22 protein-coding genes are annotated in these 23106 nt (G+C 75.2%); 11 read left to right on the plus strand and 11 right to left on the minus strand.

What is annotated here, in order from left to right; genetic code table 11:
- Positions 1–82: 82 nt before the first annotated feature.
- The 3 genes from uppS to OG403_RS34975 all read left to right on the plus strand — a co-directional run bounded on the left by uppS (position 83) and on the right by OG403_RS34975 (position 2527).
- Positions 83–877 carry a polyprenyl diphosphate synthase gene (uppS, locus tag OG403_RS34965; protein WP_329571607.1) on the plus strand — a complete coding sequence of 265 codons (795 nt, stop codon included), beginning with the start codon at positions 83–85 and terminating at the stop codon, positions 875–877.
- A 77-nt stretch (positions 878–954) separates the two neighbouring features.
- Positions 955–1710 carry a hypothetical protein gene (locus OG403_RS34970; protein ID WP_329571609.1) on the plus strand — a complete coding sequence of 252 codons (756 nt, stop codon included), beginning with the start codon at positions 955–957 and terminating at the stop codon, positions 1708–1710.
- 49 nt (positions 1711–1759) lie between these two features.
- Positions 1760–2527 carry a YcnI family copper-binding membrane protein gene (locus tag OG403_RS34975; RefSeq protein ID WP_329571611.1) on the plus strand — a complete coding sequence of 256 codons (768 nt, stop codon included), beginning with the start codon at positions 1760–1762 and terminating at the stop codon, positions 2525–2527.
- Positions 2528–2601: 74 nt separating this feature from the next.
- On the opposite strand, the gene OG403_RS34980 is transcribed toward OG403_RS34975, so the two are convergent.
- Positions 2602–3432 carry an oxidoreductase gene (locus OG403_RS34980; RefSeq protein ID WP_329571613.1) on the minus strand — a complete coding sequence of 277 codons (831 nt, stop codon included), beginning with the start codon at positions 3430–3432 and terminating at the stop codon, positions 2602–2604.
- Between the two features lie 61 nt (positions 3433–3493).
- Positions 3494–3850, minus strand: a complete 357-nt coding sequence (locus tag OG403_RS34985; RefSeq protein ID WP_329571615.1) for a PRC-barrel domain-containing protein — start codon at positions 3848–3850, stop codon at positions 3494–3496.
- Between the two features lie 267 nt (positions 3851–4117).
- Between OG403_RS34985 and OG403_RS34990 the strand changes: the two genes are divergently transcribed.
- The 3 genes from OG403_RS34990 to OG403_RS35000 are packed head-to-tail and all read left to right on the plus strand — an operon-like array spanning position 4118 to position 6599.
- Positions 4118–4390 carry an acyl carrier protein gene (locus tag OG403_RS34990; RefSeq protein ID WP_329571617.1) on the plus strand — a complete coding sequence of 91 codons (273 nt, stop codon included), beginning with the start codon at positions 4118–4120 and terminating at the stop codon, positions 4388–4390.
- Entirely contained in the window at positions 4387–5655 is a 1269-nt protein-coding gene (locus tag OG403_RS34995; RefSeq protein WP_329571619.1) for a beta-ketoacyl-[acyl-carrier-protein] synthase family protein, read from the plus strand. The genes OG403_RS34990 and OG403_RS34995 overlap by 4 nt, the downstream gene beginning before the upstream one ends.
- On the plus strand, positions 5652–6599 hold the full coding sequence (locus tag OG403_RS35000; protein ID WP_329571621.1) for an ACP S-malonyltransferase: 948 nt from the start codon (positions 5652–5654) through the stop codon (positions 6597–6599). The genes OG403_RS34995 and OG403_RS35000 overlap by 4 nt, the downstream gene beginning before the upstream one ends.
- Before the next feature lie 73 nt (positions 6600–6672).
- Here OG403_RS35000 and OG403_RS35005 read toward each other — a convergent pair whose 3' ends face one another.
- The 4 genes from OG403_RS35005 to OG403_RS35020 all read right to left on the minus strand — a co-directional run bounded on the left by OG403_RS35005 (position 6673) and on the right by OG403_RS35020 (position 11692).
- The gene (locus tag OG403_RS35005) at positions 6673–7566 is read right to left on the minus strand and encodes an SDR family NAD(P)-dependent oxidoreductase (protein ID WP_329571622.1); all 894 of its coding nucleotides are present in this window, start codon (positions 7564–7566) and stop codon (positions 6673–6675) included.
- Positions 7567–7590: 24 nt separating this feature from the next.
- Positions 7591–8673: a 3-oxoacyl-ACP synthase III family protein gene (locus OG403_RS35010; RefSeq protein ID WP_329571624.1), complete on the minus strand. Its 1083-nt coding sequence runs from the start codon at positions 8671–8673 to the stop codon at positions 7591–7593.
- Positions 8670–10607, minus strand: coding sequence for an acyl-CoA dehydrogenase family protein (locus OG403_RS35015; protein ID WP_329571626.1), 1938 nt, complete (start codon positions 10605–10607; stop codon positions 8670–8672). The genes OG403_RS35010 and OG403_RS35015 overlap by 4 nt, the downstream gene beginning before the upstream one ends.
- Before the next feature lie 62 nt (positions 10608–10669).
- A complete protein-coding gene (locus OG403_RS35020) occupies positions 10670–11692 on the minus strand; it encodes an ACP S-malonyltransferase (protein WP_329571628.1) in 1023 nt (340 codons plus the stop codon).
- A 313-nt stretch (positions 11693–12005) separates the two neighbouring features.
- Between OG403_RS35020 and OG403_RS35025 the strand changes: the two genes are divergently transcribed.
- Both OG403_RS35025 and OG403_RS35030 read left to right on the plus strand, forming a co-directional pair.
- On the plus strand, positions 12006–13412 hold the full coding sequence (locus tag OG403_RS35025) for a hypothetical protein (protein WP_329571630.1): 1407 nt from the start codon (positions 12006–12008) through the stop codon (positions 13410–13412).
- Positions 13413–13421: 9 nt separating this feature from the next.
- Positions 13422–14204 (plus strand): SDR family NAD(P)-dependent oxidoreductase, encoded by a 783-nt coding sequence (locus tag OG403_RS35030; RefSeq protein ID WP_329571632.1) that lies wholly within the window; start codon positions 13422–13424, stop codon positions 14202–14204.
- 32 nt (positions 14205–14236) lie between these two features.
- Here OG403_RS35030 and OG403_RS35035 read toward each other — a convergent pair whose 3' ends face one another.
- Positions 14237–15139 carry a DUF2797 domain-containing protein gene (locus tag OG403_RS35035; protein ID WP_329571634.1) on the minus strand — a complete coding sequence of 301 codons (903 nt, stop codon included), beginning with the start codon at positions 15137–15139 and terminating at the stop codon, positions 14237–14239.
- A 278-nt stretch (positions 15140–15417) separates the two neighbouring features.
- Here OG403_RS35035 and thrS point away from each other — a divergent pair, with 278 nt between their 5' ends.
- Both thrS and OG403_RS35045 read left to right on the plus strand, forming a co-directional pair.
- The gene (gene thrS, locus OG403_RS35040) at positions 15418–16716 is read left to right on the plus strand and encodes a threonine--tRNA ligase (RefSeq protein ID WP_329571636.1); all 1299 of its coding nucleotides are present in this window, start codon (positions 15418–15420) and stop codon (positions 16714–16716) included.
- Positions 16717–16873: 157 nt separating this feature from the next.
- Complete coding sequence (locus tag OG403_RS35045) at positions 16874–17668, plus strand: VOC family protein (protein WP_329571638.1); 795 nt, start codon at positions 16874–16876, stop codon at positions 17666–17668.
- A gap of 33 nt (positions 17669–17701) precedes the next feature.
- Here the strand turns inward: OG403_RS35045 and OG403_RS35050 are convergent, their stop codons facing one another.
- Positions 17702–19183: an amidase gene (locus OG403_RS35050; RefSeq protein ID WP_329571640.1), complete on the minus strand. Its 1482-nt coding sequence runs from the start codon at positions 19181–19183 to the stop codon at positions 17702–17704.
- Positions 19184–19457: 274 nt separating this feature from the next.
- Positions 19458–20342 (minus strand): sigma-70 family RNA polymerase sigma factor, encoded by an 885-nt coding sequence (locus OG403_RS35055; RefSeq protein WP_329571643.1) that lies wholly within the window; start codon positions 20340–20342, stop codon positions 19458–19460.
- A 73-nt stretch (positions 20343–20415) separates the two neighbouring features.
- Here OG403_RS35055 and OG403_RS35060 point away from each other — a divergent pair, with 73 nt between their 5' ends.
- Positions 20416–21099 (plus strand): FMN-dependent NADH-azoreductase, encoded by a 684-nt coding sequence (locus tag OG403_RS35060; protein ID WP_329571645.1) that lies wholly within the window; start codon positions 20416–20418, stop codon positions 21097–21099.
- Positions 21100–21554: 455 nt separating this feature from the next.
- Here OG403_RS35060 and OG403_RS35065 read toward each other — a convergent pair whose 3' ends face one another.
- Both OG403_RS35065 and OG403_RS35070 read right to left on the minus strand, forming a co-directional pair.
- Complete coding sequence (locus tag OG403_RS35065) at positions 21555–21821, minus strand: hypothetical protein (protein ID WP_329571647.1); 267 nt, start codon at positions 21819–21821, stop codon at positions 21555–21557.
- A 330-nt stretch (positions 21822–22151) separates the two neighbouring features.
- Complete coding sequence (locus tag OG403_RS35070; protein ID WP_329571648.1) at positions 22152–22973, minus strand: class I SAM-dependent methyltransferase; 822 nt, start codon at positions 22971–22973, stop codon at positions 22152–22154.
- Positions 22974–23106: the final 133 nt, after the last annotated feature.

Consider the following 23106-nt stretch of genomic DNA (forward strand, 5'->3'; position numbering starts at 1 on the left):
CACGTAGTACGCGGTGTGTACTATGCGCCCATCGCTGATGGTCAGAACCTTTGCTCAGAACTCTGTTGAACGGACGTGAGTCATGCGGATCACCGACCTGCCCTACGCCCTCTACACCCGCCGGCTGCGGCGTCAGCTCCGGCCCCGCGGCGGGCGGCCGGGCGGCCGGCTGCCCGAGCACGTCGGGCTGATCATGGACGGCAACCGGCGCTGGGCCAAGCAGATGGGCATGGCCAGCCCCAGCCTCGGCCACCGGTACGGCGCCGAGCACGTCGAGGAGGTGCTCTCCTGGTGTGAGGCGCTGGAGATCAGGCACGTCACCGTCTTCGTCTGCTCCACCGAGAACCTGCAGCGCCGCGGCGACACCGAGGTCGCCTTCCTGATGCGGCTGATCGAGCAGGTGGTGGCCGACAAGCTGGCCCGGCCCGACGCCCGCTGGCGGGTGCACCTGGCCGGGACCCTGGACGCGCTGCCCGATTCCACCGCGCACGCCCTCAAGTGCGCGGTGGACGCGACCCGCGACTGCGCCACCGGCGCGCACGTCACCCTCGCCATCGGCTACGGCGGCCGCCAGGAGGTGATCGACGCCATGCGCGAACTGATGACGGAGCGCGCCGAGGCCGGGGAGTCGCTGACCGACCTGGCGGCGAGCCTGACCACCGAGGACCTCTCCCGCCACCTCTACACGGCCGGGCGCCCCGATCCCGATCTGGTGATCCGCACCAGCGGGGAGCAGCGGCTGTCCAACTTCCTGCTCTGGCAGAGTGCCTACGCCGAGTTGTACTTCTGCGAGGCATACTGGCCGGCCTTCCGCGAGGTCGACTTCCTGCGGGCGGTGCGCAGCTTCGCCGCCCGCCAGCGTCGATACGGTGGCTGACCGCCCGCAGGTGCGGTGCGGCGGATCCGGGGGACTCCTCCCGCGCGGCAGGGGGACGGTGGCATGATGTCCCGGCCATGACTGCCGCCCCGGAAACCGAGGCCGGGCCCGCGCCGGGCCGGGCCGCCGCGCTCGACCTTCGCGTACTGCGGGCACTGCCCTTCGCGACGGTCAGCGTGGTGCTGGCCGTGGCCGGGCACACGCTGGCCTCCGGGGCCGCGGTGCCGGCGGGTGCGGTGCTGCTCGGGTGGGGGCTGACGGGCGCGGCGGCGGTCTGCGGGGGGCGGCGGGAGCGCTCGCTGTCCACGATCACCGGCGCGCTGGGCGCGGCCCAACTGGGACTGCACCTGCTCTTCCACCTCGCGCAGGGGGCGGGGGCGCCGGGGATGGCCGGCATGCCGGGGATGTCGTCGATGCCCGCCATGCCTGGTATGCCGTCAGCCGCCGCCCCGGTGGCGCCGCACGCGCTCGGCTGGGCCCATGCGCTGCTGCTCGGCCTCAGCCCCGCCATGCTGGCCGCTCACCTGGTGGCGACCGTGCTGGCGGGCTGGTGGCTGCGCCAGGGGGAGGCGGCGATCTGGCGGTTGGTCCGCCTCACCGCGCGGGCCGCCGTCACCACCGCCGGGGCCTGGGCGGTGGCGCCGCGCCGGCTGCTCGCGCTCTGCGCCGCGCTGCGCGAGGGTCTCGGGGCGCGGTGGCGAGGGGCGACGCGGGCGGTCGTCCGCTGCGGCGAGCCGGCGTCGCGGCCGGCCTCGACACTACTGCGGCACTCGGTGATCAGACGGGGACCACCCGGCGGACCGGTCGGCTTCCGACCCCTCCGCCTGACCTGATCACACCTCCGCACGCACCGCCGCCCACCAGGGCAGGCGTCAGCGTGCCATGTCCCAGTACGGAGAACACATCATCATGCGCAGGTCTCCGCAGTCCCGTTCGGGCCACTCCCGTTCCGGCCAGTCCCGCTCCCGTCGCGCCGCCGCTGTTGCCGCGCTGGCCGGCGCCGCCGTGCTGCTGGTCGCCGGGCCCGCCTCCGCGCACGTCACCGTCCAGCCGCCGAGCGTCTCGAAGGACGCCACCGACCAGACGTTCGCGTTCCGGGTGCCCAACGAGGAGGACAACGCCAACACGGTGAAGGTCGAGGTCGACTTCCCGACCGACACCCCGATCCCCTCGGCGCTGGTCGCCCCCGTGCCCGGCTGGACCGACCAGATCCAGACGGTCAAGCTCGCCACCCCGATCCACACCGACGACGGCGACATCACCGACGTCGTCTCGCAGATCGTCTGGACCGGCGGGCAGATCACGCCGAACCACTACCAGGACTTCACCGTCGACTTCGGCGCGCTGCCCGACGGCACCGACCAGGTGGTGTTCAAGGCGCTGCAGACGTACAGCGACGGGAACATCGTGCGCTGGATCGACCTGCAGAAGCCGGGCCAGCCCGAGCCCGAGCACCCGGCGCCGGTGCTGAAGCTCACCAGCACCCCCGCCGCCACGACCAGCACCACCGTGGCTGCGCCGAAGAGCGACAGTGACTCCACCGCTCGTGCGCTCGGCATCGCGGGCATCGTGGTCGGCGTGCTCGGCGCGGTGGTCGGCGCCGTGCTCGGCCGCCGTGGCAACGGCGGCAGCGGTACGGCCGCGGCCTGACAGCAGGGGCGGGTGCGGGCGGCCGATCCGGTCCGCCCGCACCCGCCCTCGCGTTCACCCCGTACCAGGCGAACTCAGGACCCGAACTGTCGCCGCAGCAGGGCGTCGAAGACGCGGGCACCGAGCAGCCGCCGGGTCTGCACCAGCACCATGGCGGCCGGGGTGACCACGTAGCGTGACCGCGGCCGGGCCGCCAGCACGGCGTGCTCGATCGCCCGGGCCACCGCCGCCGGCTCGCCGGCGATCAGCCGGTTGCGGTAGGCGGTGGCGAACAGCCGCCCGTTCGCGGCGGTCAGTGCGCCGTACGGGCCGTCCGGGACGGCGGAGTCCGCCAGGGTGGCGGCGGCGGTGTCGCCGAAGGACGTGCGGATCACCCCGGGTTCGATCAGGCTCACCTTGATCCCGAACGGCGCCACCTCGAAGCGCAGCGCGTCGCTGAGCGCCTCCAGTGCGTACTTGCTGGCGTGGTAGTAACCGCCGACCGGGAAGACCAGCCGCCCGCCCATCGAGCCGACGTTGACGATCCGGCCCCGGCCCGCCGCGCGCATCCCCGGCAGCACCAGCTGGGTCAGCCGGGCCGGGCCGAACAGGTTGGTCTCGAACTGCCGGCGGACCGCGTCCAGACCGGCCTCCTCGATCGCGCCGTACGCTCCGTAGCCGGCGTTGTTGACCAGCACGCCCACCGAGCCGTGGGCCCGCTCGATCCTGCGGACGGCGGCGGCCATCGACTCCTCGTCGGTGACGTCCAGGGCCTGCGTGTGCGCCCCGGCCTGGGCCAGACCGGCGAGCGTCTCGGGGCGGCGGGCGGTGGCGTAGACGGTCAGCTCACGGCGGCGGGTCAGCCGCTGGGCGGTGGCGTGGCCGATGCCGGAGGAGGTGCCGGTGATCAGGACGGCGGTGGTCATGCTGCTCCTCCTGGTGCTGCTCGGGGTGGCGGGCGTCGCGCACGGCGGCGGGCGGTCGCCGTCAGGGGCGGGCCAGGCGGCGTTCACCGGCGGCGCCGGCCTCGTAGGGCAGCTCGTAGTGCGCGAAGACGGCCGGTTCATCCTCGGCCGGCAGGACGCCGTCGGTGTCGATCGACGGGGAGTCCCTGACCAGGTTCCGCGGGTAGCGCACCTTCAGGTAGCCCGGCCCGACCGTGGCACCGGTGAGCGGGACGAACGCCAGCCGGCGCCGGGTCGGCATGCCGACGGTGACGGTGGCGAAGGCCGGCAGATCGCTGCGCGTGTCGACGTAGATCGCCTCCAGCGGACCGATCTTGCGGCCCTCCGGGTCGACCACGTCGTGGCCTCGCCACTCCCTGATGTCCTCGGGCTCGAACACCTTGCCACCCTCCTCGTCGCGGACGGCCGGACCGGCCGGACCGACCGTTCCATCGTCACGCGCCCGCGCCCGGGTGGCGCGCGGAAGCGCGCGGCGGCTCCTGGGCGCGCAACAGTCGGCGCCGTGCAACACACCCGGCAGCGGGGAGCCGTTCCGGTGCGCGGGCGCGGCGGGCGCTAATGGCGGTACGGCCCGCGGAACCCTCCGCCGGCCGGCCGTGACTCCCCACTCCGCGCAGCGCGGTGTCCCGTCCCGTGAAGGAACGTCATGTCCAGCCAGGTGCACCCCGTCCTCGCGCGGGTCCTCGTCTCCGCCTTCCAGCTGCCCGCCGAAGCGCTGGTGCCGACCGCGACGCTGGAGGAACTCGGCCTCGACTCGCTGGCCGTCGTGGAGCTCAGCGACATCCTCGCCGAGGAGTTCGACCTCGCCATCGCCGACGGCGAGTTGGCCGGTGCCGCCTCGCTGGGGCGGATCGGCGACCTGCTCGGCGAGCTGTCCGGCGCCGTGCCCGAGCACGACGCCAAGGCGCAGCTGCCGTGACCGCGACCCCCGTCACGACTGCCGCGACCGCCGCGACCGCGGGGAACGCCGAGATCGCCGTCACCGGGCTCGGGGTGGTCAGCCCCGCCGGGATCGGTGCCGAGGCCTGCTGGCGCCGGGTCTGCCTGGGGGCGCCGACCGCCGCCGTCGATCCCGAGCTGCGCGGCCTGCGGCCGGACTTCTCCTGCCGGGTGCCGACGTTCGACGCGGTCGGGCGGCTCGGTGCCGCCCTGGCCAGGCGGACCGACCGGTTCACCCAGTTCGCGCTGCTCGCCGCCCAGGAGGCCGTCACCCAGGCCGGCCACGACCCGGCGGGCTGGGACGCCACCCGGGTCGCCGTGGTCACCGGCTCCGCCTTCGGCGGGGTGGGCACGCTGGTCCGGCAGGCCGGGCTGCTCGCCGAGCACGGTGCCGGACGGGTCTCGCCGCTCACCGTGCCGCTGGTGATGGCCAACATGAGTGCCGGGCAGCTCTCCGCCGCGCTCGGCGTGCGCGGGCCCAGCCTGGCCGTCGCCACCGCGTGCGCCTCGGGTGCCACCGCGATCGGGGTGGCTCGCGACCTGCTGCGCTCCGGCGCCTGCGATGTGGCGCTGGCCGGCGGCACGGAGGCGGCCGTCGACCGGCTGACCGCCGCCGCCTTCGCCCGGCTGGACGCGCTGGCGCCGCTGCCCGCCAGCCAGGGCCCGGCGGCCGCCTCCCGCCCGTTCGACGCCGAGCGGCAGGGCTTCGTGCTGGCCGAGGGCGCGGCGGTGCTGGTCCTGGAGCGGCTCGCCGACGCCAAGGCACGCGGGGCGCGGGTGCTCGGCCGCCTGGTCGGGTACGGCGCCGCCGCCGACGCCCACCATCCGACCACCCCGCACCCGGCCGGGGTCGGCCTGGAACTCGCGCTGCGCCGCGCGCTGGCGGACGCGGGCGCGCGGCCGGCCGAGGTCGACCACGTCAACGCGCACGCGACCGGGACACCGCTCGGTGACCTGGCCGAGGCACGGACCCTGCACCGGCTGTTCGGCGCCGTGCCGGTCACCGCCGCCAAGGGCACCCTCGGGCACACCCTCGGCGCGGCCGGTGCGATCGAGGCCGCCCTGACCGTGCTGACGGTGGCCGAGGGGCTGATCCCGCCCACCGCCAACCTGGCCAAGCAGGACCCCGAGATCGACCTGGACGTGGTGCACGGCGCGCCGCGCCCGGCCCGGATCGGCCTCGCACTGACCGACTCGGCGGGCTTCGGCGGGCAGAACGCGGTGCTCGCCTTCGCACCGGCGTGAACGGGCCGCCGAGCGTGCTGCTGGTGCCGGGGATCGGCTCGCTGGTGCCCGGCAGCCTCGCGCCCTACGCCGACCGGTGGCAGGTGCGCGAGGTGCTGGCCGGGCTGGCGGCGCTGCCGCCGGGCGGGGCGGCGGCCGAGCTGCTCACCCGAACCGGTGCGGGAGCCGGTGCCCGAGCCGGCGCTGGACCTGGTGCCCGAGCCGGCGCTGGTGCCGCGCCGCAGTCGGACGAGGCGGTGGCCCAGCTGGCCGGCTATGCGCAGGCCGTCGCGTTCTGCGCGCTGGCCGAGCCCCGGGTGACGGTGGCACGGACGCCGCTGCTCCTCGGGCACAGCCTCGGTGAGCTCGCCGCCTTCGCCGCCGCCGGTGTGTTGACGGTCGGTGACGGGGCCCGCCTGCTGCTGGCCGGCCTGCGGCTGCGGGACGAGCTGGGGCTGCCGGCGGGCGGGCTGCTGGCGCTGCGGCTGCCGGCCGCCGCGACCCGGCGGCTGCTGGTCCGGGTTGCCCTGCCCGGGCTGGCCCTGGCCTGCGACAACGGGCCGGAGCAGTGCGTGGTCAGCGGGCCGCGCCCGGCCGTCGTGGCGCTCGCGGCGCTGGTCCGGGCCGAGGCCGTCCGGTGCAGCCTGCTGCCCACCGGCACGCTCTTCCACAGCCCCGAGCTGGCGCCGGTGGCGCGAGGGGTCCGGGCGCTGGCCGGGACGGTGGAGTTCCGGACGCCCCGAGTGCGGGTGCACGACCCGCTGACCGGCCGGGAGTACCGGTCGGCGGCCGAGTTCCGGGACGGCGTCACCCACCACCTGGTGCGCCCGGTGCCGTTCCGCTGCTGCGTGGCCCGGCTGCGGGCGGCGGGCGTCGCCGACTTCGTGGAGGCGGGGCCACGGGCGCTGCTCGGCCGGCTGGTGGCCGGGCAGCGCGGCGCGGCGGGGTGCGTCAGGCCGGGCTGAGAAGCTGCGGCGCGCGGCCTGCGGCGCGTGGCCTGAGGCGCGTGGTCTCTGGTGCGTGGCCGCTGGCGCGTCGTCAGGCCGGGCCGAACGGGCTGGGCGGCTTGGGGATGCCGGACAGACCGCCGTCGGGGACCGAGACGCCGCCGTCCAGCAGCAGGGCCTGGCCGGTCAGGTAGCCGGCGGCGGGGGAGGCCAGGAAGAGCGCGGCGGCGGCCACCTCCTCGGGGTCGGCCCAGCGGCCGAGCGGGACGTGGGCCAGTAGCCAGTCGCTGAGCGGGCCGTTGGTGTGCGCGAAGGCCGTCATGTCGGTGCGGGTCCACCCCGGGCAGAGCGCGTTCACCCGGATGCCCTGGCGGGCCCAGCCGACCGCCAGGCTGCGGGCCAGTGAGATCTGGGCGGCCTTGGACGCCGCGTACGCCTCCATCATGGGCGTGCCGATCACCCCGGCCAGCGAGGACATCAGCACCAGGCTGGCGGTGTCCCTTGTCGTGCCCCTGGCCTCACCGCTCGCCGCGCTTGCCGCACTCGCCGCGCTCGTCGCCAGGTGCCGGTGGGCGTGGCGGCAGAGCGCCGCCGTGGCGTTCAGATTGACCGCCAGCACCTCGTCCCAGGCCTGCTGAGGCAGCAGCTGAAGCGGCGTCAGCAGCGGGGTGCCGTCCGGCAGTGAGGGCAGGATGCCGGCGTTGTGCACCACCACGTCCAGGCCGCCGAGCAGCCGGGCCGCCTCGTCGACCACCCAGCCGGGCTCGTCGGGCACGGCCAGGTCGCCGGGCACCAGCACCGCGCTGGCGCCGAGCGCCGCGACCTGCTCGGCGGTCGCCTTCAGCGCCTGCTCGCTGCGGGCGCTCAGCGCCAGCTGGGCGCCCGCCTGTGCGAAGGCGAGGGCCACCGCGCGGCCGATCCCGCGCGAGGCACCGGTGATCAGCGCGCGGGTGTGGTCGAGGCGGAAGCTGTCGAGCGTGTTCATCCGGGACTCCTCGCAGTCAGTCAGTCAGTCGGTCGGTCGGTCAGTCGGTCGGTCAGTCGGTGGCAGGGCGATGGCCGGGGCGCCGGTCCAGGTCAGCAGGGTCCTGCCCCAGGTCAGGCCGGCCCCGAAGACGCAGATCAGCACCTTGGCCCCGACGGGCAGCGCTCGCGCGGCGGCGGCCGAGGCGAGCGCGAACGGCGCCGAGGCGGCTCCGATGTTGCCGGTCCGGTCCCCGGTGACGATCAACCGATCGTCCGGGATGCCGAGTTCGGCGCCGAGCCGGCGCAGCAGCACCGGGTTGGGCTGGTGGGCGATGACGGCGTCGAGCGCGTCGAGTTTCAGCCCGTGCTCCGCCAGGCACTCGGCGACCAGGCGCGGGAAGACCGCCGTGATGAAGTCGCGCACCGCCCGGCCGTCCATCTGGATGTGATGGCCGCCGTCGGCCAGGGTGGCCGGTCCGGCGGGCCGCCGGCTGCCGCCCGCCGGGATCAGCACGTGGTGGGCGCCCCGGCCGTCCGAGCCGAGCCGGAAGCCGTGGAATCCGGCGCCCCGGGCCACCGGGCCGAGCACGGCCGCCGCCGCGCCGTCGGCGAAGAGCACGGCGGTGCCGCGATTCGCCGGGTCGATGAACTTGGAGTAGGCCTCGACACCCACCACGGCGGCGTACCCGGCCCCGGGGTCGGCGGCCAGCCAGTCGTGGGCGACCTTGGTGGCGAAGAGCCAGCCGGAGCAGGCGGCGCTCACGTCCAGCGCGGTCGCCTGCTCGGCCGCCAGCAGGGCCTGTACCCGGCAGGCGGTGGCCGGGCCCAGCTCGTCCGGCGTGGAGGTGGCGACGATCAGCAGCCCGAGATCCGCCGGGCCGATCCCGGCGGCCAGGCAGGCGGCCCGGACGGCTTGGGCGGCCAGGTCGGAGGCGGCCTGGTCGGGGGCGGCGACATGGCGCCGGCGCACCCCGGTCCGCTCGGCGATCCAGTCGGCGCTGACCCCGGCCGCGGCGGCCACCGCCTCGTTGCCGCGCACCTCGGCGGGCAGGTAGCTGCCCATGCCGAGGATGCCGATGGGCCCGCCGTCGGCCGGGCTGGGCGAGTTGGCCGGGTCCGGGGTCATCGGGCACCTCGCGACCAGTCGAGCGCGGCGACCAGCGCGGCGGGGTAGTCGGGTGCGCCGAGCGGGACGTCGGCCTGGGTGGCGCCCGGGTCGAGGGCTTCGGCGATCGCGGGCAGGACCGGGGCCAGCTGGTCGCAGAGGCGGTCCATGGCGGTGGGCAACTGCCGCACCGCCTCGGGGGTGAGCAGCCCGGTGGCGAGCAGCGGTCCGGCCAGGCGGCGGGCCTGGACCAGGCCGTGCAGTGCGGCGAGGGCGGAGAGCGGGTCGTGGGCGTCGCCCGGGACGAGCCGGTCGGTGACCGCGTCGGCTGCCAGGGCCTGGGCGGCCACCTCGCCGAGTCGCAGCGCCTGGTCCAGCAGCGGGTTCCACAGCGTCAGGCCGGTTGCCCCGTCGGCTTGGTGGCGCCGCAGGTCGGTGCGGAGCTCGACGGCCAGGCGGTGCCGCAGCGTGGCGACGGTGCCCGGCCACCAGGCCGGGTCGGTGGGGTCGGCCGGGGGTGGCGGCGGCACCGGCCCAGGCGGCTGCTCGGCCTGTGCGCGGCCGGCGTCGAGCAGGATCAGCGTGTTGTCCCCGCCTGCGTTCTCGAACGCCCGGGCCAGGCCCAGGTAGCCGGAGAGCCGGTTGACCGCGAAGAAGCCGGACACCCCGCAGCGGTGTTGGCACTCGCCGACCAGCCGCGCGGTGGCCCGGGTGGCCAGCGCCTTGTGCAGGGCCAGCGACGGGTCGACGGCCGCCCAGGGCGAGAAGGTCATGGCGTGCGGCGCCCCGGGTCCGGCCGCCGCCCGGGTACCGGCACCGGCACCGTCGGCGGCCGGGGGAGCCGCCGTCCAGCAGCCGAGCGCCGCCTGCGCCGCCCGGCGCAGCGCGAAGGCCTCGGCCAACGCCCCGATCACGGCGTGCTGCTGGGTCCGGTAGGCCAGCACCGGCGCGCCGGGCGCCAGCGAGCCGTGCGAGCGCCGGGTCGCGCTGAACCGCCAGCTGAGGACGGCGCTTCGGGCGGCCAGCGCGGCCATCGCGGACGGCAGCGTGGCCCAGAGTGCCTGGCCGACGCCCAGTGTCCGCCGCAGCCGGGCCTGGGGGCCGCCGACCGGATCGTGCAGGGTCCCGTCGGCGGCCAGCGTGGCACCGTCCCGCAGCCAGCTGCGGTACGGCAGTCGCAGGTGCTGGAACCGCACGGCGGCGTAGGGCAGCGGCAGCGCGTCGAGCGTGATCGGGGTGGAGATCGACACCCCGGGCACCCGGCGGCCCCGCTCGTCGGTGAGGTCGACCAGGAACGAGAAGACTCCCGAGTCCCGATCGCCGCAGATCAGCCGGGCGCAGACGGCGGCCTTCTGCGGCAGCCCCCGGGCGGCGACGGAGGAGAACTTGGCGGCCCGCAGGTCGGGCGTGTGCAGCGTGAACTCGCGTGCCACCGGGTCGAATCGGGCTGTGGTGCGGGTGCCCAGGTGGCTGCTCGCGTCGCCCAGCTCGGTCACCAGGAACGACCCCTTGGCGTGGGCGTGCGCGAGCTCCCCGCCGGGGTCGGCGTCGGGCGAACCCAGCAGCGCCACCGAGCCGGCGCACAGGATGTAGTGGGAGAGGAAGGTCTGGTAGAGCGGCGGGTCGGCCAGCGCCGTGGCCGCGCTGAGTGCGGCCAGCAGGGCGGGGTCGGCGAACACCTCGGCGGCCGGCGGGAGCGTGGCCGCGAGTTGACGGAGCGTCAGATGGGCGCTGAGGTCGTCGGCCAGCGGGTGCGGTTCGGCGGCGAGCCGGCGGCCTGTCAGCAGCTCGGCGAGGCGTTCACCGAGGTTCTCGGTGAGCTTCGCGGTGAGCTTCGCGGTGAGGCTCTCGGCGGGGTTCCCGGTGAGGCGCTCGGTGAGCTGCTCGGTGAGATTCGTGGTGGGCTTCGTGGCGAGGCTCTCGACCGGCTTCCCGGTGCGTTCGAACTGGTCCATCGGATCCGGTCTTCCGCTCAGGGCTGTCTGGGCTGTCTGGGGTGTCAGGGCTGTCATGGCAGTCACGGCCGTCTTCTGCGCACGGGGTCGGTCCGCGCGGCGATGCCGCCGTCGCCGATCGGGCCGGGGGAGCCGGCGAAGTTCGACTCGGCCACCGGTGCGCGGACTTCGGCGGTCGGCAGCACGCGTCGGACGCTGCCGCTGAGCGCCTGCCCGGTGCCGGTCTCCAGGACGAGCGTCCCCGGTCCGGCCGCCTGGCGCAGGACCGTTGGCACATCGGCCGGGCGGGTCAGGCAGTTCGCCAGCGCGCGCGGCAGGTCACTCGCCGGGGTGTAGGCGCGGCCGGCCACCGCCGAGTGCACGGGCAGCCGCAGCGGTGCGAACGGCAGCGAACGGGCGTAGGACTCGAACTCGGCGGCCTGCCGGTGCAGTTCCGGATGGTGCGCGCGGAACGGCAGTCGCAGTCGGGCGGTCTCGATCCCCGCCGCCCGGGCCGCCCGTTCGGCGCCGAGCAGGGCTGCCGACGGTCCGGACACCACGGTCTCGCCGGGGTCGTTGACACAGGCGACGACCACCTCGCGGGTGCCGCACCGGGCCAGCAGCGCGCGCACCCGGGGAGCCGAGGCGTGCAGCACGGTCAGTCCGCCGTCCGCGCTGTGCAGCAACTGCCCCAGTCGGCAGGAGAGTCGGGCGCCGTCCGGCACGCTCAGCGCGCCGGCGGCGGTCAGCGCGGGGAGCTCGCCGAAGCTGACCGCGAGCAGCCGGTCGGCGGGCAGGCCGCGCACGCCCAGGGTCCGGTGGACCGCCAGGCAGACGCCGAACAGGGCGAGTTGGGCCGTCCCCGGTGCCTCGGCGGCCAGCTGGGCACCGGTCGGCGGGGCGGGCCCGAGCAGCCGGGGCCCGAGTGGCCGGACCCCGAACTGCGCGCCGGCCGGATCAGCGGCGCCGAACACCTCGGCCACCGCCGCCCGCAGTTGCGGCACCGTCGCCAGCGCGCGGGCCAGCGGGGAGAGCGGGAAGTCGCCCTGGCCGGGGAAGGTGTGGACGATCGGCCGCCGGACCGCGTGGCCACCGGGTCTGGGCATGGCGACCGCTCCTTCGGGTGCGGGGTTGGCCGGGCTGATGTCGCCCAGCCAACAGCAGCCTCGCGGTGCCGGCGAGACGGGAGCCCGGGTGGGGGTGTTGAACGCGGGTGAGTGTTGCGCAAGCTGTGCTGACGGCCCGTCAGGCCGCCTCGCCCCGGCGCACCGCCGGATCGCCGACGTGGTGACTCTCAGCGGTGCACGCCGTCCGTTCCCCTCGCGCGCCGCTCGCGCCGTGCTCCCTGCAGGTACCACCCTGGGGTATCGGGCGGAGCATGCCGACCGTCCCCCGCCGACCGGCTTGAGGAGATCAGCGATGACCGGCACCCGGGCTCCCAACCAGTACCTGCGCGCGCTGCTGACCGAAGCCGGGTGGAGCGGTGCGGAGTTGGCCCGCGCCGTGAACCGGGCCGGGGCGGCCGACGGCCACCGGTTCCGCTACGACCGCACCGCCGTCGCACACTGGCTCAGTGGCTCCTGCCCCGCCGCGCCCGTCCCGGCGCTGGTGGCCGAGGTGCTCTCCCGCGCGCTCGGCCGGCCGGTCACGGTGGCGGACACCCGGCTGGCCCGCCAGCCCGTCCGCACCCCGGGCCGAACCGAGCCGCCTGCCAGGGGTGCTGGGCAGGGGGCCGCCGAACCGCTCGGTGCGCAGCTGGCCCGACTGGCGGAAGCCGTCGCGGAGTCACCCGGCAGCACGGGTCCGGTCTACTCGCTCGCCCGCCGCCTGGTGCCCGCCTACCCCGCCCCGCCCGGAACCCGGCCGCTGCTGCCGTCCGCCGTACCCGGGGCGGCGGCCTCGCCGGGCGCGGCCCGGGTCGGTCGCGCCCAGCTGCGAGTGGCCCGGGAGTTGACGGCGTTCCTGCTCGCCGCCGAGGAGTCGCTGGGTGCCGCCTCCTGCCGTCCGGTGCTGTCCGGCCTGCTGGCCAGGGTGCTGCCCGAGTGGCTACGGGCCCCGGCCGCTCCCGCAGTGCGGCGCGAACTGCTGCTCTGCACCAGCCGGTTGTCCTATCTGGCCGGGTTCAGCTGCTTCGACAGCCGACGGCAGGGGGCGGCCCAGGCCTACTATCGGCTGGCCGGGGAACTGGCCGCCGAGGCGGCCGACCCCTGGCTGCACGCCACCGCGCTGCGCGGCCTGAGCGTGCAGGCCCACTACCTCGGCCGCCGTCGCTACGCGCGCGAACTGGCGGACGCCGCCGGTGCTCACCTGTCCGTTCTGACGTATCGTCAGCGAGCCTTCGTGCTCGGCCAGCAGGCGCTGGGCGCCGCCGACTGCGGTGACCGGGCGGCCGCCTTCGCCCACCTCGGCCGGGCCCAGCAGTGCCTGGAACGGGCAGAGCCCCCGGCGCCGGACCTCGGCGCCTACCACTGGTCCGCCTATGCCCACCAGGAGGCCGAGATGCTCGCCGCGCTCGGCGACACCGAAGGCGCGATCCGCGCACTGACCCGCTCGGTGCGCGAACGCCCGCCCGCCGAGCGCCGCGCGCGTGCCGTCACCAACGCCCGCCTGGCCGGGCTCCTCCTCGACCGTGGGCAGCTCGACCACGCCTGTGTGCGCTGGCACGCCGTGCTGGACGACTACCCCCTGCTCAGCTCCGTCCGCCTGCGCACCGCCGTCAGCGCGATGCGCACCAGGCTGCGCCCGCACTCGGGGAGTTCGGCGGTGCGGGTGCTGCTGAGCCGGGCGGCGACGGTGGCTGGAGGGGGGTTTGACGACAGGTCCTAGAGTGGCCGCATGACGCGATTCGAGGGTTGTGGGGCGCTGGTGACCGGCGCGGGACAAGGGATCGGGGAAGCGACCGCGCGGCGGCTGGCAGCGGAGGGCGCGGGCGTGCTGGTCGTCGACCGGGAGGCGGAGCGGGCCGAGCGGGTGGCGCTGTCGATCCGTCAGGAGGGCGGCACGGCAGCGGCGTTCACCTGCGAGGTGGACGAGCGCGAGCAGGTCGGGGCGGCGGTGGCCGAGGCCGTGCGGGTGTTCGGCGGCCTGGCCGTGTTGGTCAACAACACCTATGCGTACCACCAGGAGCCGGCCCGCTTCGAGGAGCACGAGGACGAGGCCTGGTACGCGGACTTCGAGGGCTGCGTGCACGGCGCCTTCCGGTGCGTCCGGGCGGCGGTGCCGCACCTGGTGGCGGCCGGTGGGCGGGGCGCGATCGTCAACATCGGCTCGGTGAACGCCGAACGCCACTTCGGCGGGCACGGCTACAGCGCGGCCAAGGCCGCGCTGGCCTCGTTCACCCGCACCCTCGCCGTCGACCTGGCGCCCAGGGGAGTGCGGGTCAACCTGGTGGAACCGGGCACGATCGCCACCAGCACCTGGGACGACCGCCCCGAGGTGCTGCGGCGCGCGGCGACCCAGTACCCGCTGGGGCGGGTCGGCACCCCGCAGGACGTCGCCGGGGCCGTGGCCTTCCTCGCCTCGCCGGACGCGGCCTGGATCACCGGTGTCACGCTGCCGGTGGACGGCGGGCTGCTGGTGAGCAACCTGGGCCTGAACCGGGCGATGCGGGCGGAGTGAGGCGGGGGCGGCGGCTCAGTTGAGGCACCGGTTCAGAAGAGCGTCTGCTGCGCGCCGGTCGGTGCCGGGCGGCGCCGCTCGGCCAGTCGCAGCCCGGCGCACGGGGCGTCCTGGCCGGCGGTGAGGGTCCAGCCGACCAGGTGGCGGGTGTCCAGCAGGAGCGGTGGGAGGCCGGGGGTGTCGAGGAGGAGATGCCGGCCGATCGGCGCGCGCAGCTCGCCGCTGAGCGTCGCGCCCTCGGTGAGGGCGGTGATCTCGCGGTAGACCGGCGGGGCGCCCGCCGTCAGCCCGAAGAGCGGGCGCTGGTCGACCACCGGGTGGTCCAGGTAGCGGTCGAGGGCTTGGCCGGCCAGCAGCTCCAGGGCCCGGGTGCGGCCGGCGGCCAGCTCCTGGTGCGCGGTGCGCTGCTCGGGCAGGTGCCACCAGTGCTCGACCTTGGTTCGCACCGGCAAGCGCTCGCGGGCGATCCCGGCGCCGGAGACGGTGAGTTCGGCGCGTCGCACGGCCGGCAGCGAGCCGCCGCCGAGGAAGGTGAACGCGATCGCCGCCTGCTCGGCCAGCCGGTTGGTGCCCCGGTGGGCACCGGTGAGGCCGACCTTGAGCAGGCCGCTGCCGAACCAGGCCAGGTAGAGCCGGTAGCTGCGGCCGTCGTCCAGCACCTGGTCGCGGGCCAGCCGCAGGCCGTGGTCCGCGCTCTGGCAGGCCGGGCACTGGGCGCTGCGGCCGGCCGGCTCGACGGTGGCGCCGTGCGGGCACGGCCGCTGCCCGACCGCGCTGCCGAGCCAGGCGCCCACGCACCGCCGCGGACCGAGCAGGCGCCAGCTGACCCGGGCGCCGGCGGTCAGTTCGCGCAGGTGCTCGCGGGTGCCGCAGGTGGCGGGCAGCGTCGCGCGGGCGCCCTCCCAGCGCAGCCCGTGGGCGAGCCAGCCGCTCATCGGTCCTACCGCCTCTCTCCGTGGTGTCATGCGACCAGGTGCGGTGAGTGCTCTCCTGGACCGGGCGAGGCTACCGCGCCGCACTGACAACTCCGTTCGGGCCCGCACGCTGCTACGCTGTCGAACATGAGCTTCCTGAAGCACGCCGCACAGACGACGACGCCGGACCAAGTCCCGGCGCGCTGACAGCTGCTTCTGTCCGACCAGCCCCGGGGCGAGTGCCCCGGGGCTTCGTCGTACCGGCACTCGCTCCGCTACCACCGCGAGGAGTGCCCACCATGAACGACCACGCGCAGCACCAGGCCAGTGACCAGGCGCAGCACCAGGCCGGTGACCAGCCGACCGGCCACCGCCCCGACCACCGAAAGCTCGGCCGCGAGCTGGAGCTGTTCGACACCGACCCGCTGATCGGCGCCGGCCTGCCCTACTGGCCACCGGCGGGGGCGGCCGTCCGGCACGCGCTCGAGGAGTACGTGCGCGAGCTGGAGCGCCGGGCGGGCTACCGGCACGTCTACTCGCCGGTGCTCGGGAAGCGGGAGTTGTACGAGATCTCCGGTCACTGGTCGCACTATCGCGAGGACATGTTCCCGCCGATGGTGCTGGGCGGCGACGAGCTGGTGCTGCGGCCCAGCCTCTGTCCGCACCACGCGGTGATCTTCCGCTCCCGGGCCCGCAGTTACCGCGAACTGCCGTTGCGGATGGCCGAGCTGGGCGGGATGTACCGCTCGGAGCGGTCCGGGGTGCTGGGCGGGCTGACCCGGGTGCGGTCGATCCAGCTGAACGACGCGCACATCTTCTGCACCCTCGACCAGGTCGCCGAGGAGGCCGGGGCCGCGCTGGAGTTGATCCGCGAGGCCTACCGCGCGCTCGGCATCGAGGCGGCGCGCTACCGCCTCTCGCTCCCCGGCGCGGGCAGCAAGTACGTCGCCGACCCGGCGATGTGGCAGCGCGCCGCGGAGTTGCTGGTCGGCGTGCTGGAGCAGGCCGGGATCGACTACGAGAGCGAGGAGGGCGAAGCCGCCTTCTACGGCCCGAAGATCGACGTGCAGATCGCCGACCCGGCCGGACGGGAGGCGACCCTCTCCACCATCCAGGTCGACTTCCACCAGCCCGCGCGGTTCGACCTGCGCTACATCGGCTCCGACGGCGCCAGGCACCGACCGGTGATGGTGCACCGCGCGGTGATCGGCAGCGTCGAACGGGCGGTGGCGCACCTGATCGAGCAGCACGCGGGTGCCTTCCCCGCCTGGCTGGCGCCGGTGCACCTGGTCGCGCTGCCGGTCGGCGACGCCGAGGTCCCGGCCGCCGCGGCGCTGGTCGACCGATGCCTGGCGGCAGGGCTGCGCGCCGAGTTGGCGTACCCCGAGGAGGGCAGCCTCGGGGCCCGGATCCGGGCGGCCCGGCTGGTGCCTTACCAGGCGGTGATCGGTCGGCGCGAGGCCGCCGCGCAGCTGGTCGCGCCGCGCCTGCGGGACGGGCGCCGGCCGCAGGTGCTGCCGGTGGCCGAACTGGTGTCCCGGATCGGGGCGGTGGTGGCGGCACGGCGCGGTGAGCTGTGGGCCGACGCGGTCGGGTGAGCCGTGGGTCGATGCGGCTGGTCGGGCAGATGATCTGACGGATCATCAGCTGTCTTCCCAGGTCGGCGAGTCGGCGGTTTCCGGTCGGTGCCGGGTGCGAGGCTGGGCGGCGCCAGGAACCATGCGTACGCCAGTGTCTGTTGAGAGGAGAGGTGCTGTGCTCACCACCGACTTCGTGCCCGGCTCCCCGTGTTGGATCGATCTCGGCGCGCCCGACGTCGCCGCCGCCGGCGCGTTCTACAGCGCCGTGTTCGGCTGGGCGGTCGAGTCCTTCGGCCCGGAGGCGGACGGCTTCAGCTTCTTCCGGGTGGACGGCAAGGCCGTGGGTGCCGTCGGCCGGCTCACCGAGCCGGGCGCCCGCTCGGCCTGGACGGTCTACTTCAGTACCGCTGAACTGGACGCGCTCGCCGAGGCCGTCCGCCAGGCGGGCGGCATCGTGCGGGTCGCCCCGGCGGAGGTCGGCAAGGAGGGGCGGCTCGCGCAGTTCACCGACCCGCAGGGCGGCCGGTTCGCGGCCTGGCAGGCGAGCGAGATGGCGGGCCTGGAGCTCACCGACGCGCCCGGCAGCCTCTGTTGGACCGAGCTGTACACCACCGACGCGGCCGCCGCCAAGCAGTTCTACGGCGGCCTCTTCGGCTGGCAGAGCAGCGACGTCGCGATGCCCGGCGGCGAGGGCACCTACTCGCTGCTGACCCCGGCCGGCCTGCCGCCGGAGCGGCAGTTCGGCGGCCTGCTGGAGCTGGCGCCGGAGGACCTCGCGCTGACCGGTGGCCTGCCCTACTGGCACCCCGTCTTCACGGTGGCCGACTGCGACGCCACCCTCGCCAAGGCCACCGCGAACGGCGGCACCCTCCAGATGGGTCCGGTCGACGCCCCGGGGATCGGCCGGATGGCGATCTGCGTCGACCCGGCGGGCGCCGACTTCGTCCTGCTCACCCCGCCGAAGGAGTGAGACGCGCCCCGGGTCCCGGCCGCTGACGGAGCCTCACAGCTCCGGTGCCAGCCGCGCCCAGGGGCGTTCGGCCTCCAGCTGGGCGGCGAGCGCGAGCAGGGTGCCCTCGCTGCCCAGCGGGCCGACGAACTGCACACCCAGCGGCAGGCCGTCCGGCGTCCGGTAGGTCGGCACGCTCATCGCCGGCCGGCCGGTGAGGTTGGCCAGCTGGGTGTACGGCGTGGCCGAGAGGTTGGCGATCACGGCGCGTTCCCAGGCCTTGGTACCGACCAGGGTGCCCAGTAGCCCCAGCCGCAGCAGCACCTTGGCCACCGCGCGCACCGGCCGGGGCGTGTCGAGTTCGCCGATCCGCACGGGGGGCCGGGCCAGCGTCGGGGTGAGCAGCAGGTCGTAGCGGGTGTGGAAGGCGGCCAGCTCGCGGTTGTAGGTGTTCCAGCGCTGGTAGGTGGTGTAGTAGTCGGGGGCCCGCAGGGCGCGCCCGGCGGCGGCCAGCAGATGGGTGTCCAGCTCGAAGCCCTCGTGCCCAGCGCCGGTGGTGCGGCGGATCTCGGCCACCGTGTGGGCGGTCTGGACGCACCACATGGAGAGGAAGTCGAGCGCGAGGCGGTACTCGTCGATGCCGGTCTCGGCGGGCTCGACCTCGTGGCCGAGCGCGCCGAGCAGCCTGGCCGCGTCCTCGACGGCGGCCACGGCCTGCGGGTGAACCTCGGTGCCCAGCGGGGAGCGGGTGCTGAAGCCGATCCGCAGGCGTTCGGGCGTCCGGCGGGCGAGTTCGGCGTACGGCGCGGCGGGCCGGGCAGTGAGGTAGGGGCCACCCGGGTCCGGCGTGCCGGTGAGCACGTCGAGCATCGCCGCCGAGTCGCGCACGCTGCGCGAGAGCACGCCGTCGGTCGCGGCGCCCATCAGATGCTCGGCGGCCAGCGGGCCGGCCGGGACCAGGCCGCGCCCCGGCTTGAGGCCGAAGAGCCCGCAGCAGGCCGCCGGGATCCGGATCGAGCCGCCACCGTCGTTCGCGCCCGCCATCGGCACGACGCCGGCGGCCACGGCGGCCGCCGAGCCGCCGGAGGAGCCGCCGGGGGTGCGGGCCAGGTCCCACGGGTTGCGGGTCGGGCCGTTCGCCTCCGGCTCGGTGATGCCCTTGGCACCGAACTCCGGGGTGTTGGTCTTGCCGAAGACCACCAGTCCGGCCGCCAGCCAGCGGCTCACCACCTCGCTGTGCCGCTCGGCGGGGCGGTCCCGCAGCGCCCGGCAGCCGCTGCCGGTGGGCAGCCCGGCGTAGTCCTGCATCAGGTCCTTGAGCAGGAACGGCACCCCCGCGAACGGCCCGGTCAGCTCCTGGCCGGCGCGGCTCCTGGCCGGCTCGTGCATCGGCGTCACGATGGCGTTCAGCCTGCCGTTGACGGCCTCGGCCCGGGCGATCGCCAGCTCGAGCAGCTCGGTCGCGCTCACCTCACCGGCCGCGACCAGCCCGGCCAGGCCTGTGGCGTCGTGGCTGCGGTACTCGGTGTAGTCCACTGGGCGGTCCTCCGGGAGGGACGGTGCGGCACGGGCGGGAAGGCGGGCGCGAGACGGTGACGGGTGGTCGGGCTGTCGGGGCATCGGGTCATCGGGCTGTCGGGGATCGTACGCGTGGCCCGCCGCCCGCCGGAAAGGGGCCCTGGGCCGGGCAGGTTCGTCAGGACGCCGGCTCGGTGGTGCCCTGCGCCCGGGCCAGCCAGGGCACCAGCAGCTGTGCCCGCAGCCGACTGGCGGCGGCCGGCCCCGGCCGGCCGCCGCGCCCGGGTGCGGCTCAGTCGCTCAGCACGGCCAGTTCGAGGCCGCGCAGGCGCGCGGGGTCGGCGATCACCTGGTAGCCGGTGATCAAGTCGTCCTCGGTGGTGAAGGTTAGCGTGAGCAGCAACCGGCCGTGCGGGGCGACCACCAGGCCGACGGCGCCGTCGACCAGCGCCACCGCCGCGAACCGCGCGCGCCGGCCGAAGACCAGCGTCCCCCGCGCCACCTCCAGCGCCCCGCGCACCAGCTGTGCCCCGCCCGCCGGCAGTGCGGCGGGGTCGGCCCGGCGCACCACGTCGGGGGCCAGCAGCGCGAGCAGCGTGTCCAGGTCACCACCCCGGGAGGCGGCCAGGAACGCCTCGACCACCCGTCGCTGGCGGGCCAGTTCGGTCGGCGGCGCGGCCGGGGTGCCCTGGACGCGCTGCCGGGCCCGGCTGGCGAGCTTCTTGGCGGCCACCGGAGTCCGCTCCACGATCGGTGCGATCTGGTCGAACGGCACGGCGAACAGGTCGTGCAGCACGAAGGCCACCCGCTCCGCCGGGCCCAGCCGGTCCAGCACCACCAGCAGCGCGCGGCCGACCGAGTCGAGCAGCAGCGCCTCGTGCTCCGGGTCACCGCCGTCGGTGGCCTCGGCGACCCGGTCGGCGGTCGGCTGGTCGACCAGTTCCTCGCGGCGGGCGGCGCGCGAGCGCAGCAGGTCGAGGCAGACCCGTGAGACGACGGTCCGCAGCCAGGCCGCGAGGTTCTGGATCTGGTCGGCCTCGGCGCGGCTGAGCCGCAGCCAGGCCTCCTGCACCGCGTCCTCCGCCTCGGCGGCCGAGCCGAGCATCCGGAACGCCACGGCGCGCAGCGGTCCGCGCTCCGCCTCGAAGCGGTCGGCCAGGATCTCCTGCTGGTCCATCGGTCACCTTTTCTCGCAGTGGTTCGTCGCTGTACTGACGGACGCAAGTCAACCTAGGTGACAGGGAGATCCCATGACCGGCCTGCTTCTTCACGTGGATTCCAGCATCGGTACCGCCGAGGAGTCGGTCAGCCGGCGGCTGACCGCGCTCTTCGCGCAGACCTGGCGGGCGCGGCACGGCGCGGCCGACCACCGCTACCGGGACCTGGCCGCCGACCCGGTGCCGCTGCTCGGCCCGGCCTACGGGCGGCTCGGCAGGCGGGTGGACGAGCACGGTCGGGTCGCGCCGGCGAAGGTGGCCGCGCTGGTCGAGGGCCCGGCCGAGGAGCGCGAGTGGGCGCTGACCCGGCCGCTGATCGACGAGGTGCTCGCCGCCGGCACCGTGCTGCTCGGCGTGCCGATGTACAACTTCGCGATCCCGGCCGGGCTGAAGGCCTGGATCGACCGGATCACCTTCCCCGGCGCCTTCACCGACCCCGACTCCGGCGAGAGCCGGCTGCGCGGCACCCGGGTGGTGGTGGTCACCGCGCGTGGCGGCGGCTACGGGCCGGGGACGCCGCGCGAGGCCTTCGACTTCCAGACGCCCTACCTGCGGGCGTACTTCGGCAGCCTCGGAGTGGCCGAGTCGAACCTGCACTTCGTGCACGCCGAGCTGACCCGGGCGGCGGCACTGCCCGCGCTGGCGCCCTACCGCGAGCTGGGTGCGGCCTCGCTGACGGCGGCCCAGGAGGCGGTGCTGGAACTGGCCGCGCTCTGAGTCGGCACGCTGCCATGGACACCTGCGAACCGTCCGCAGGAAGCTCGGGGCCGCCGGCAATACGCACGCGATTGCGGTTGCCGCGCTGCTGGGCCTGATCGCCGTGCCGGTAGTCCCCGTCCGACTGCCAGGTCCACCTCGCCTCGGCCAGGTGCCGAACTCCGTCGGCAGCTCCCGTCACGGCCCGCCCCTCCTGAACCGCCAGATCACCCCCGCGAACTGCTGCCGCAGCCGCTCCGGGGACGGGCCGTACCCGCCGATCGGCAGGTACGGCCCCCCGCGAACTGCTGCCGCAGCCGCTCCGGGGACGGGCCGTACCCGCCGATCGGCAGGTACGGCCCGGTGAACTCCTGGTCCGCATATGTCAGTTGCTGTCGTGTCAGACAGCCTGATCTGCCGGACCAGGCATCGCCGCTGGGCGGATCCACAGATTGACCACAACCAGATGCACGCTCCTAGGCGTAACAGTAGGCGGTCCCCTCGGCATACCAGGTGCCGTTGGCCTGCTCGCCGGTCTGCTCGTTGGTGATGCCGGCCAGGCAGTCCTGCTGCTGCATTTCTGCCATCATGGCCTGAACCGCGGCAGCCTGCGTGGGGCCGTAAGCGATGAAGGAGCCCTGCTTGGGCGGGCCCCCAATCGGCTGCGCCGATGCCACACCAGCGAGCGAGACGCTCGCGAGCAGTGCCGCCGCGACGACGGTCGCGGCCTTCTTGAACATCATGGATGCCTCCACGGATCGTCGATGAGGGTGTCGTCGATACCTGCGCTCGGCAGCATGGCATCAACTGTGGTCGACCGCCAGAGGGTGGAAGTTCATACCAGCTAAGACTTGTGATGCTCCGTCACCTCTTGCCCGACGTTGGCCGTCCACCGTCCTGGCCCCTCTCGCCGAGGGCATCGTGCGACGCGCCGATGTTTTGCCGGCCGGATGCTCGCGACCCGGTCCACCGCTGACGCCGACCATGCGGGCTGTCGTCCAGGGCGTCGCGGTGTTCCCCGGTGCAGCGATCCCGTACGCGTACCGATCTGTTGGCAGTAAGGCAGGCGCCCGTCAGGCTTCGTCCTGGTCGACGCGCTCGATCTCGGCCAGGAGGGTCAGCCCGGTGGCGTCGCGGCGGACGGTGAGGGTCTTCACCTCGGCGTGGGCCGCGGCGTGGACCACGGCGGTGATGTCCTCCTCCTCGCGTTCGATCAGCGGCCAGTTGGCGCCGTACTTCATGGCGACCGCGAGCGGGTTGCCGGTGGCGATGTTCGAGAAGTAGAAGGTCCCACCGGGCCGGACCAGGCGCTTCAGGGCGGCGCGGATGAGGACCTGGGCGGGGCGCTCGTCGAGGTAGTCGAACAGGCCGCCGGCCAGCACCAGGTCGAACGGGCCCGCGTCGGCGGCGAGTTCGGCCGACCTGCGCAGGGCGTTGCCCGGGACGGTGCTGGTGTGGGCTGCGGTGTCCGCCGGGAGATCGGCCAGCGCACGGGTCAGCGCGTCGGGGTCGATGTCGTTGAGCACGATCCGGTCGCCCGGGCGCAGCAGCGCGGGATCGACGCGGCGCAGATCGGCGGCCGCGCCGGAGGCGATCAGCAGGATCCTGCGGGGCGGCCGGGATTGGCCGCCGGCCAGGCATGCCGCTATCAGCGCGGCCTGGTGGGCGATCTTGTTGTGGTGCTGCTGCGCGGCGTCGGAGTGCAGCAGGAAGTCGTCGAACGCCCGCCCCCAGCTGCCTGGTTCGCCGTCCGGGTGCCGCGCGAGCAGGTACTCGATGATCTCGAAGTCACCGGCGTAGCCGCGTGGTTGCTGCTGAGCCCGGTGGACCAGGGCGGAGGCGGACACCACGCCGGCCAGCGGCGCCAGCGCGGTGGCGAGCTCCTGCTCGCTCACCGCGGCCACCTGGGCCTGCCGCACGACGGTGGGGAAGTCGCGCAGCAGGAAGTCGGCGAAGACGGCGTGCGCCTGCTCCTCGCTCAGCTACTGGGCGGCGGGCAGGGCTTGGCAGTAGTGCTGGGCGAAGTCG

Source organism: Kitasatospora sp. NBC_01266, assembly GCF_036242395.1.
Lineage (GTDB): Bacteria > Actinomycetota > Actinomycetes > Streptomycetales > Streptomycetaceae > Kitasatospora.